At 48.7% G+C, this 10,188-nt stretch carries 9 protein-coding genes and 2 pseudogenes; 1 reads left to right on the top strand and 10 read right to left on the bottom strand.

Annotation, left to right across the window (positions count from 1 at the left end; translation table 11 throughout):
* The first annotated feature begins 498 nt into the window (after positions 1–498).
* The gene (locus tag Q8O92_09830) at positions 499–1,428 is read left to right on the top strand and encodes an SMP-30/gluconolactonase/LRE family protein (protein ID MDP2983611.1); all 930 of its coding nucleotides are present in this window, start codon (positions 499–501) and stop codon (positions 1,426–1,428) included.
* A 5-nt stretch (positions 1,429–1,433) separates the two neighbouring features.
* On the opposite strand, the gene Q8O92_09825 is transcribed toward Q8O92_09830, so the two are convergent.
* The 10 genes and pseudogenes from Q8O92_09825 to Q8O92_09780 form a co-directional block, all read right to left on the bottom strand.
* Complete coding sequence (locus Q8O92_09825) at positions 1,434–3,521, bottom strand: DUF5916 domain-containing protein (protein ID MDP2983610.1); 2,088 nt, start codon at positions 3,519–3,521, stop codon at positions 1,434–1,436.
* Positions 3,522–3,524: 3 nt separating this feature from the next.
* The gene (locus tag Q8O92_09820; protein MDP2983609.1) at positions 3,525–4,607 is read right to left on the bottom strand and encodes a DUF362 domain-containing protein; all 1,083 of its coding nucleotides are present in this window, start codon (positions 4,605–4,607) and stop codon (positions 3,525–3,527) included.
* 164 nt (positions 4,608–4,771) lie between these two features.
* Complete coding sequence (locus tag Q8O92_09815; GenBank protein ID MDP2983608.1) at positions 4,772–5,887, bottom strand: DUF362 domain-containing protein; 1,116 nt, start codon at positions 5,885–5,887, stop codon at positions 4,772–4,774.
* 75 nt (positions 5,888–5,962) lie between these two features.
* The gene (locus tag Q8O92_09810; GenBank protein MDP2983607.1) at positions 5,963–6,427 is read right to left on the bottom strand and encodes a YaiI/YqxD family protein; all 465 of its coding nucleotides are present in this window, start codon (positions 6,425–6,427) and stop codon (positions 5,963–5,965) included.
* A 22-nt stretch (positions 6,428–6,449) separates the two neighbouring features.
* Complete coding sequence (locus Q8O92_09805; protein MDP2983606.1) at positions 6,450–7,505, bottom strand: alkaline phosphatase family protein; 1,056 nt, start codon at positions 7,503–7,505, stop codon at positions 6,450–6,452.
* Positions 7,506–7,523: 18 nt separating this feature from the next.
* Entirely contained in the window at positions 7,524–7,943 is a 420-nt protein-coding gene (locus Q8O92_09800) for a hypothetical protein (protein ID MDP2983605.1), read from the bottom strand.
* A 104-nt stretch (positions 7,944–8,047) separates the two neighbouring features.
* Positions 8,048–8,221: a hypothetical protein gene (locus Q8O92_09795; protein ID MDP2983604.1), complete on the bottom strand. Its 174-nt coding sequence runs from the start codon at positions 8,219–8,221 to the stop codon at positions 8,048–8,050.
* Between the two features lie 93 nt (positions 8,222–8,314).
* Positions 8,315–8,431 (bottom strand): annotated as a pseudogene (locus Q8O92_09790) (type II toxin-antitoxin system HicB family antitoxin).
* A gap of 44 nt (positions 8,432–8,475) precedes the next feature.
* Positions 8,476–8,706 (bottom strand): annotated as a pseudogene (locus Q8O92_09785) (hydroxyacid dehydrogenase).
* Positions 8,707–9,063: 357 nt separating this feature from the next.
* On the bottom strand, positions 9,064–10,065 hold the full coding sequence (locus Q8O92_09780; GenBank protein ID MDP2983603.1) for a hypothetical protein: 1,002 nt from the start codon (positions 10,063–10,065) through the stop codon (positions 9,064–9,066).
* Positions 10,066–10,188 lie beyond the last annotated feature (123 nt).

Here is a 10,188-nt window from a genome sequence, read left to right as displayed (position 1 = left end):
TGGCTTTCGATGTATGTTTTCAGGTTCCATTGTTATCTTTTTAACCGTCCTGTTCTCTGTTCGCCTTTAACAGACCTTTTGATGCATTCAAGTTGAATAAAAGTTTTTTACTTTTGTCGCCCTCGTCTTAATAAGGGGGGATGTCCGAAGGACAGGGGGGATTTGTCCTTCATGAGGAATTGCATTTACCCGATAATATTTTCGTGGAACGATAAGCATTATAAAGAGTTACAAAAAATTGATTCAAAAATCTGGGGGATGGCCAGCGTCAAACAAGACCATGGTTACCACCAGAGTCGTATGAAATACAGACGCGGATCACACCGATGTGCGCGGATAGAAAATGTTATCTGCATCGATACGCGTAATCAAAAGTTCTGGATATTGGGATCGACCCAGATGGTAGTAGTGAAAAGTGAAAAATGCTTGACATATGCATGTGAAAAACGCCATATAATCGGACAGACTGACAAGTCGGTAACAAACAGGTTATACGCCATGATACTGAAATTGAACTGGTATTTTACAGTAGTTCTCTGGGTAATGCTGCTATGCTGTGGGAAAGAATTATCTCCAATCAATAAAGCAGCATCTCAGGGGAACACTCTGTTGATCGTGCCCGGCTCGAAGGTTGAAAAACTCGCAGGCGGTTTCATGTTCACCGAGGGTCCGGCATGTGATGCAGAGGGGAATATCTACTTCTCCGATATCCCGAATCAGCGGATATACAGGTGGTCTGTGAATGGCACTCTATCCTTGTTTCTGGAAAATACCGAATGGGCAAACGGTCTTGGTTTCGATGGCAACGGCGTTCTTATCGCATGTCTTGAACGGGGACGGGCGCTTGTTTCTTTCGATTCAAGAGGGAACAAGACCATTCTGGCGGATATATATGACAACAAGCGGCTGAACAGTACAAATGACCTCTGGATCGATCCGGACGGGGGGATATACTTTACCGACCCACGCTACAGAATCAGGCCCGAACAGAAGCTGATTGGCGCCATGGAGCAGGATGGGGAACATGTATACTATCTCTCTTGGGACCGAAAGAACCTTACTAGAGTAATTGACGACCTGATCAGACCGAACGGTATTGAAGGGGATAATGGGAGAAAAAGGCTTTATGTTATCGATAACGGAGCGAATAAAACATATATGTATACTATTAAAAATAATGGAATACTGAATGATAAAAAGCTTTTTACTTCGAAAGGCGGCGATGGCATGACAATCGATGCCGAAGGAAATGTCTATCTCACGACAGGCGGTGTTACTATTTTCAATCCTGATGGCGTCGAGATTATGAATATAAAGGTACCCGAACAGACCTCGAATGTCTGTTTCGGCGGTAAATACAGACAAACACTTTTCATCACCGCGGGAACTTCTCTCTATGCAATACGAATGCGGATGAAAGGACTATAGGGATTTCATTTCAATGACCGAGGAACGGTGACTTTTACAAACAGCGTTCGTTGATTTTCCATCGATTTAACATCGAGCGGATCGTCGAACCTGTCGGCTGTATAAGCGATATACAGCGCCCCGAACGGCGGCGCGAACCGCCAGCCGAAAAGACCGTAAACGTAAACACGGTCGTTATTGCTGTTGAATTGTGTGATCAACCGCAGCCACAGATCCGGAGTGAAATTATAATCGGTGGTCAAATTGTACATCCTTGTGCTCTTCTTGTCTGGATCGGGTGAAACGGCGAGATAGGTAAATTCATTGGACACCGCCAGTTTCGGATTCGGTTTCAGATTCGCCCTCAGTCGTATTCTCCGGAAATCCGCATCGAAGTTTTCCCCCCACACGTGCATAATATGCGCATTGTTCCGTGACCGTAGATTATAGGCCCCCTCCACCGTGACAGTATCGTTATGGAAACGCTTCTCGAATACCTCGGTATGATAGTTCCTTGCATACCCCAGAAGCCATGTATCGAGAAACGTCACACCCACCCAACCACCAGCTTCAAAATTACGAAGAGATCCCTTGTAGTTCCAGAACGCATCGCTGTGGATATTGGTGCCGATTCTATCGATCCCGTATTTCCTGATCCAGATTTCATTCCCTCCACTAGCCTCGACCTCGCGCCGGTCGTCGGCGGGGATAAAGCCGACCGGATTGACATTGTCGCGGAAACCGGGATCGATCGAGGTCAGGTTGATCTGATAATTATAGAGCGGAGCCTGACGGCCGAATCCCAGATACATGGCCTTTTTCATGTCCCTGTCGTGAGCGGAGCTGCCGACCATCTGGGAAGAAACGCGCGAGCCGTTCGGTAGATTGATGGTGGCATCGGCGCTGAAAAGCCTGTTAAAGTCGCCGCTCATTTCCCTGTCAACCGCCATGAAGCCGATATTCGAAGATTTCAACACATCCCGCTGCAACCGCATAACCGATGTCTGGGACGAAGGATTATCGGTCATGTCCCGCTCGCGTGCGGTAAGCACCGCGAAGTTGTAGTTTCCTATGCGGCCGTTGGATCTCAGGCCGAGGTCGATATCCCCTATCCGGCGGGAGTGGAAAACGTTGAAACGGGACCGGAACAGCTCGGCCCCTTCGAGAAAATAGAACCGTTTCTCCGGGAAGAAGGTTTCATACCGGGTGAGGTTGATCACATCGAGGTCGGCTTCAACGGTGGCGAAGTCGGGATTATATGTCATGTTGCCGTTCACGCCGGCCCCGAGATTGAACTTGAGATCGGCGCCAAAAATCGCCTCGGTATCCCCGGAAGAGAAGATTGTTCTGCGCCCGGCCGAGGGAGTGTTCGAGTTGAGCGTCACGAGATACGGGTAGAGGGCGGCGGAAAGCGTCTTTTTGAATTCTCCCAGACCCAAAAGATCGCCGGATCGGGAAATCCGCCATGCGGCATCGCGCTCCACCCAGAAACTCGTTTCATAATACTCCGGATAATTCCGTCTGAAGTTGATGCCCCAAATGCGATCCTTCCCCTCCGGGAAACGGATCTCGCTCACCGGGATCGCCATCTCCGCAGTCCAGCCCAATGAATCTTCAAGGGATTTTACCCGCCATGTGCAGTCCCAGCTTTTGTCGTTCGCGTTCCCGTCCTCGCCGATCCGGCCGTCGATCTGGGTGCCGAGGGAGTTGGTGGAAAAATAGTAGCAGTCGCGGCGTGTTAGAAATGTATCCAGATACAGGGTCACCGCGTTATCCTGATCCATGTCGCCGTCACGGCGGATTATCTTGGAATTGGCGGAGCTTCCGGTCGGATTGAAACAGCGAAAGGCGACGAAAAGGCTCTTCTCATCAAATGCGACCGCCACACGGGTCCTTGCACGAGCGGGCTCGCCGGGGGATGGTCCGAGCTGGATGAAATCACCTTTCCAGTCCGCATTCCTCCAGCAGGCATCATCGAGGACGCCGTCGATGATAGGCGCATCCGCGGCATGAACCGTCATAACACGGTCGGGCGGATTGCTTTCACTCTGTGCAAACGGGGCAGCATGCAGCAATACCAGCCATATTCCAAAAAATACAGAAACCTTCGTCAAAGGTCAGATTTTATCCTTTTCAATCCAATCAAGCTGCTGGGCGATATTCTTGTGCATTTTATAAGCCTTCACATATTTTGCCGGGTCGGGGCCGATGATGTCGATCCTGGAGCGGTCATCCTGGCCCATTCCCGCCTGCCCGCACCAGCGGAGGTAGATCACCTTGCTGTAATCGACTCCCATCAATTCCACTCCCATACGGTCGGCGGCGAGCCAGTCCGGACTGACCAGCACCACCCCATGCTGGATAGCGGCGCCGTTCACCGGGCCGTCGCCTTCCATGCCCTCGACACCGTCGAGAACCGCGAGGTTAGGCCGCACCCCGATCTGCGCAACCCGGAACAGGTTGTAGGAAAGCCCCCGGTTGCCTCCTGAGTGCATCAGCGGTTTTTCGTTACGGCTGGCATATTCCTTCTGTTTATAGTGATTAACGGGAGAGGCCATCGCCATGTTCTTGAGCGAGAGAGTGGCAAGTATACAGTTATGGGATTTTATCCGTGTGGCTGAGATCATGTAGTTGCTCGGATCGAGGAAAGGCTTGAGAATGTTTATTCCCAAGGGATGGCCCTTGTCGCTGAGTATGAACTGAAGCGATGTCGGCGAATCGTTCAGGTCGACGAACTGTATTTTGTAGTCCTTCTCCAGGGGCAGGAATCCGTAATTCTTGAATCCGTCCATGGTGCTCCGGGAAGTTGCAGCGGTGGATTCGGCAACAATGACCTTCTGCTTGTAGATCGGCTTCAGGAAATCGAGAATTCCCCGCACCGCATCGGGATGAGTGGCGTTGAGCGGCCACTTTTCGTCCACCTGTCCCATATTGACCTTGATGATGACCTGCTTGTTTTTGATGCCGGCCTTGATCTCTTTTTCAAAAGGCTTCAACGCGGCAATCACCATCTCGCGGCGGTCTGAGCCGGTGGTGAGAGCAACCGCGCTCCTGTCCGTGCGGGCCTGGGCGAAAGCCTCCCCGGACTTTCCGGGCGTCCAGCGCGATCCGAGCGCCAGACCGGCCGCTCCGGCGGTAAAACCTTTCAGAAAATCACGGCGGTTCGGTGATTCATAATTCCTGTTAAAACTCGAACGCATGAAACACTCCTTAAAAAAAAAATAGAATACAGAAGTCAGCAGACAGAAGGCAGAAGAAAAAATTTTGAACCACGAAAGTCACGAAAAACACGAAATTTGTTGTTCATTTTAAAATCATTTTTCGTGTTCTTTCGTGCGTTTCGTGGTTAATAATCCTGTTCTTTTTACTTTGTCACTATTTTTTCATCCTTTTTCCATTCCATCTGCCAGGCGATATTATCGCGGAGCTTGTATTTGATTACATGCTTTGACAGGTCGGCAGTTCCTACAATCTGGATTTTGCTCCGGTCGCCCTGGCCAAGACCGGCGGCGGAGCACCACTGGAGATACCCGACATCGGCGTAGTCGATCCCCATCAGTTCCAGGCCGATACGATCCACTGCAACCGCATCCAGACCCGCCACCGCCACTCCGTGCTCGACCGGAGTTCCATTGGCCGGGCCGTTGCCTTCCATTCCCTCGACCCCGTCGATGATCGCAAGCTTTGGACGGGCAAAATGGGCGACGAGGAACATGTTGTAATTGATTCCCTTAGGTCCGCCCTGGTGCATCTTGGCTTTCTCGAACTGATTTTTCACAAAAGCGGGGTGGTTCTTCGGGACGTTGATAGGCGAAGCCATGATCATGTTCTTCATGGACAGGGTAGCTACCACGCAGTCATGGGTCTTCATCCGCGCCAGTGAAATGATATAGTTGTTCGGATTCAAGAATGCGTCGATGATCCTGATGTCCAGCGGGTACCGGTTCTCCCCCAGAATCCATTCTGTCGTGGCGGTATCCAGGTTCAGATCGACCAGTTTGGCGTTGTATTCCTTTTCCAGAGGAGTATAGCCGTACTTTTCAAAATTGTAAAACGTCCCGTTGGGCGAGGCGGTTGACTCCCCGATAATCACTTTTTGGGAATAGATGGGCTTCAGAAAATCCAATACCCCCCGTATTGCATCCGGGTGAGTGGCGCAGAGAGGATAGTCATGCCAGACGCAGTTGGGTTTTATAACCACCTGTTTCCCCTTTATACCCTTCCGTATCTCCTTCTCGAACGGTTTCAGAATCTCCACCATCAGGTCGCGGCGATCCTTTCCGGCGGAGAATGACACCCTGGCTTCGACAGGCTCAGCCAAAGGGGATGCCTGCGCGGCGGATGCTTCGCCGGCACCTGGCTTCGACAAGCTCAGCCAGCTTGCCTGACCGATTACCAGCCCGGCTGCTCCCAGGGAAATGTTTCTCAGAAAACCCCGGCGGTTAGAATTTATACAATCATATTTTCCCTGCAATTTCATAAAGCCTCCTTATAAAAAATGAAAGAAGTCAGAAGACAGAATAAAAGCCTTTGTTCTTGATTTTTCTTATTCATTTCATGCTCGCTTGCGGCGGATCGCGTTGATTGCTTCGTCCAATTGCCCGAGGAAACGTGAACGGTCTCGTTTGCCCAATGGCGGAGGTCCGCCGGTAACCTCGCCGCACTCGCGCAGTTCGGAGAGCAGGTTACGGGTGGCAAGCACCGAACCGATGTTATCTCCGGTAAATGGCCTGCCTGTGGACCCAAGCACGTACGCCCCTTTCTCCAGACATCGAGCGGCGAGGGGAATATCCGCGGTGATCACGATATCATCAGCCTCTACATGTTCAACTATCCAGTCATCAGCGGCATCCGGATTTTGGTCAACAATCTCCAGCGTTATTTTATTATCATTAGGGATCCGCATACGCGACCCTGCCACAAGAGTGACCCCGAGGTCATAGCGCCTGGCCACTCGGTAGACTTCCTCTTTCACCGGACATGCGTCGGCGTCGATAAAAATGTGGGGTACTGTGCACATCGCGGTGTTTCCTCTAGTAAAATCATCTTTGTTTTACTACCAATTCTTTCATATACGACAGCATAGCCAGGCGGTACTCACCAAAATCATCGGATGGTTTCCAATTCTTGCTTTCCAAATATCTGTGGATGAATTTCGGATGTTTGATCTCTCTCGGATTCCCTTCAAATATATTGCTTAAGAACGTTCCGGTCGTACCTTTCGGTTCGATGGTCACTTTGGGATCCGTGTGACCCTGCAACGGTTTCAGGTGTAAAAAGTGATTGATCATTATAGCCATATCCGGCGTTTCGGCATAGGGAATACTGCTCCCCTTTTTTATCCCCGGCCCGTAAAAATTCATGACCGGAGACCATGAAGAACGCACCGATGGCGGATGCTCGCTTCTATTTGTAACACCCATGCCGTGGTCCGCCCCGAGAATCACATAGGTGCTGTCCCAGACACCGGCGCTTTTAAACGTCTGGATCAGTTTCCCCAAAAGAACATCAACTTTCTGAATAGCCTGCTGATACCGTGAATCCGGCTTGATTTTATCCTCAGGCCCTGTCCAGCTATCCCTGATCTGCTGGAGATGCAGCCTTATGAGCCGGACGCCGTCCTTTTTAAAATGATCGATGCCATGCTGCACGACAACCGAATCGGACAGGTTGCCGAAATTGGTAAAATCGGGCGTGGTGAATTCTTTATAATTACCCGCGCCGCCGGCAAATACGGATTTGATTTTCGCCTGCCGTGCGGAAAGGAAAATATCATCCATCTGCCGTGATTCAAAAACATGCGTTCCCGTATGCATCGAGACATTCGAAGAAGTAGTTGTTCCCCAGGGCAGGGAGCCATCGGGCAGAGCCATGCGCGGCGCCGGGCTTGTACAATAGGTTTCTTCGACCCAAACCCCGTTGTCCATGAGGAATTTCAAATTCTGTGCGCCATTGGCTGCCGCGACCTTCGCTGCATCGCCCTGAAGGCCGTCCACGATAAATACCAGCACCGTGTTTTCGGCAAAAGATAAACTCGGTAAACCGAGGAAAAGCAGGATACTCAAGATTTTAAGGTATGCAAAAATCATTCTGGTCATGGATTTTCTCCTATAATATTACCAGTTCACCTGCCACGTGGCATAATCATCGAGCAGTTGAAAGTCTTTCGTTTTCTTCTCTTTCGTTGTCAACCAGTATAGCTCAATCTCAAAAATTTTCTTATCCGACAGACGTTTCACCAAGGCGACCAAATCGTTTCTCTCCACCCGGCCTTTCACTATATCGATCAATTCATATTCGTCAGTATATGATGGGCGCGTTTTCTTCAGTTTCTTATACTCTGCAGGATCACCCGGACCAAGAACGTAAAACTCCTCCCAAAGAAAGTCCTCTCGTCCGGTGAGAATCGTCTTTTTGTCAAAATGATCCAGGATATACTCACGGTACTTGAGTAAATTCTCTTCCGTAACTTCAGGCGCTTCTTCTGTTCCAAAGGCCCTGGCGATTCGGGCGTCTATTTCGTCGAAATCATCCATGATATTAATCCTTTCATGTCAAGTTCTTTGGTTCCAACGACCAGGTTCATTGACGGGGCCGCTCACTGTGGCTGCTCTTCGCGAACAGGTCTTTGAGTTGCTTCTCACTTCTTCGGGAGTTTCTTCACCGCCTCCTCGATCCGCTTAAACTCCTCGTCATCCGCCAGCGCTTTGGTAGCCTTCCATTTGAACTTGTAAGTTTCCTTTACACGTTGCCTCTTCCGATAGCCAGCCATCTCAAAGTAAGAAAATAAACTCTTCAACAGAAATCTGAGCATGTTTGAGAATATGCGCCAACGTGGAGCGTTTGACGGGTCGATGAGCAGGCACTGTCAATTTCATAAATCCGTATACAATTCTATTGCCTCTCAAATATTCGCCAAAGCCTCCTCTTTCGTTTCCCCCTCACTGATACATCCGGGAAGAGAAGGAACAATTGCGGTGAATCCTCCATCCTCGCTCGGTTCTAAAATAATCCTTATTTTCATGAATAAAATCCTCCTGACTCATTTTTATATTGTGGTGCATCCCATTCTATTTGAACTATCCGGAAATTCCGGATAGTTGCCTCGGAGGTCAATTCATTTTCATCATATACATTCTGGATGTGTTCGTTAATGGTGCGTACATCTTTCTGAAACAACTCCGCCATCATCTTCTGCGTTAGCCATACCGTTTCGTCTTCCAGCCGCACTTCCAGCCGGGTTTTCCTATCTTCGGTCTGATAGAGGATGATGTGGGAGGTGTTTTTATGCTCATCCATTTACAATATCTTTCTTCGAATGTCATTTACACAAATTCTGTCGTTCGGCGCTGTGTTTTTTTGGGCACAAAATATCACAATATCGGTTTTCTTGAATGTCGCTTGTCCGCTTGAAGTGATCATTGCAATGTGGAATAACCGCCGATATAATCGATTTTCATGCAGTCACACTGATCCAATCCGGCTTTACCTACTGACTTTTATAATACCAGACTCGACGAATAAGTATGTCCTCGTATTTTGTATGTGGCTTCTCTTAATCGAAGCACATACAACGTGTTTTACATTGATAATCTAACGGCCTCTGTTTAACCTTGCATTTCCTGTTAGCCGTCAGGTACAACCGGCTGTTGGCTGTCAAAATGCTTCATCAAGGTTCTTGGCTTTCATCAATAGAACTCTTGTTGTATATCGTGGTGCCTGTGGTGCTTTGACCCTGCCCTTCGGCACCAAATGGATCGGTCTGATAGGTTGAGCTGGCGCGGCAAAGTTGAGAACATACTTGTTAGTATCTTGCCATTGTTCGATCGATTCAACTTCAGCTATGTGGGTGATTGATGACTCGGGCGCGGTACGATAAGCAGCGATATATTTAATCTTCTTAAGCATGCTTGAGTGTATACGAATTGAGTACCATCGTTTTTCCCCCAGGAAGGTTTCTTGGAAACCATCCTCTCTTGCAGGCACAACAATCGTATCCAACTCTGCGATATCAACAACGGTCTCTTGGGAAATTTGATCATCTATTGAAACAATAGATGTTATATCTTCCAAGAATGGTTCGAACTTGTAGATTCTCTCTCCCGAGGCGTTACGATATCGGGCGAATGTGAGAATTTCCACAGGAAATTTAAATCGGCTGATAAGAACCTTTTCAAGTTCATCTGGAAGTTCGTCAATAATAACTAATGCATTGAAACTGTCCTTGCTGTAGATAATCTGTTCCAGAAGAAAATCGATATTTTCGAAACCATTTCTTGAAATGTAGTTCTGACAGAGGGAAACCGCCGCAGGTTCGCGCAGCATTGCTTCTTTGATAGCCGACTTAACTGTTTGAGGGCTTGTCTCAAATGAAAGTGAGAACTCAAGTATCTGAATAGCAACGTGTTTTAATGGATCGTGCTGGGCGAGTTCTACTTCTACAACAAATAATCTCGGCTGTTTTGCGCTGGCAAGGTCAAGCAAGAACCCATCTGGAACATTTCGGGTCTTCCCCTTAGCGCCTACCTTCTTTTTAATATTTAAATAGATTCGCGAGGGTCCGAAAAGAACCAGCGCTGCCTCGCAGATAGCATTTTCCAATTCAGCCTCGTTGTAAAAAGGCTCTTCTTTGAAAGTCTGTGCCTTACTCCAAAGCACGGCTACCTCCCTGATTCTTTAAGATTCCATGATTTTTCGTTTCCTGACTACTAACCCGGATTATTCATAAAAAATAATTATCTTTCTGTAAACCTCAAAACTACAGCCCCCTAAATCCCCCAA

Source organism: Candidatus Latescibacter sp. (assembly GCA_030692375.1).
Taxonomy (GTDB): Bacteria; Latescibacterota; Latescibacteria; order Latescibacterales; family Latescibacteraceae; genus JAUYCD01.
The sequence above is the reverse complement of the archived record's forward strand: the minus strand, read 5'-3'. Positions and strand labels throughout refer to the sequence as shown.

Coding starts and splice junctions, on each gene's coding strand:
- Q8O92_09830 (MDP2983611.1), top strand. CDS start 499: ATGATACTGAAATTGAACTGGTATTTTACAGTAGTTCTCTGGGTAATG.
- Q8O92_09820 (MDP2983609.1), bottom strand. CDS start 4,607: ATGCGTTCGAGTTTTAACAGGAATTATGAATCACCGAACCGCCGTGAT.
- Q8O92_09815 (MDP2983608.1), bottom strand. CDS start 5,887: ATGAAATTGCAGGGAAAATATGATTGTATAAATTCTAACCGCCGGGGT.
- Q8O92_09810 (MDP2983607.1), bottom strand. CDS start 6,427: ATGTGCACAGTACCCCACATTTTTATCGACGCCGACGCATGTCCGGTG.
- Q8O92_09805 (MDP2983606.1), bottom strand. CDS start 7,505: ATGACCAGAATGATTTTTGCATACCTTAAAATCTTGAGTATCCTGCTT.
- Q8O92_09800 (MDP2983605.1), bottom strand. CDS start 7,943: ATGGATGATTTCGACGAAATAGACGCCCGAATCGCCAGGGCCTTTGGA.
- Q8O92_09795 (MDP2983604.1), bottom strand. CDS start 8,221: ATGCTCAGATTTCTGTTGAAGAGTTTATTTTCTTACTTTGAGATGGCT.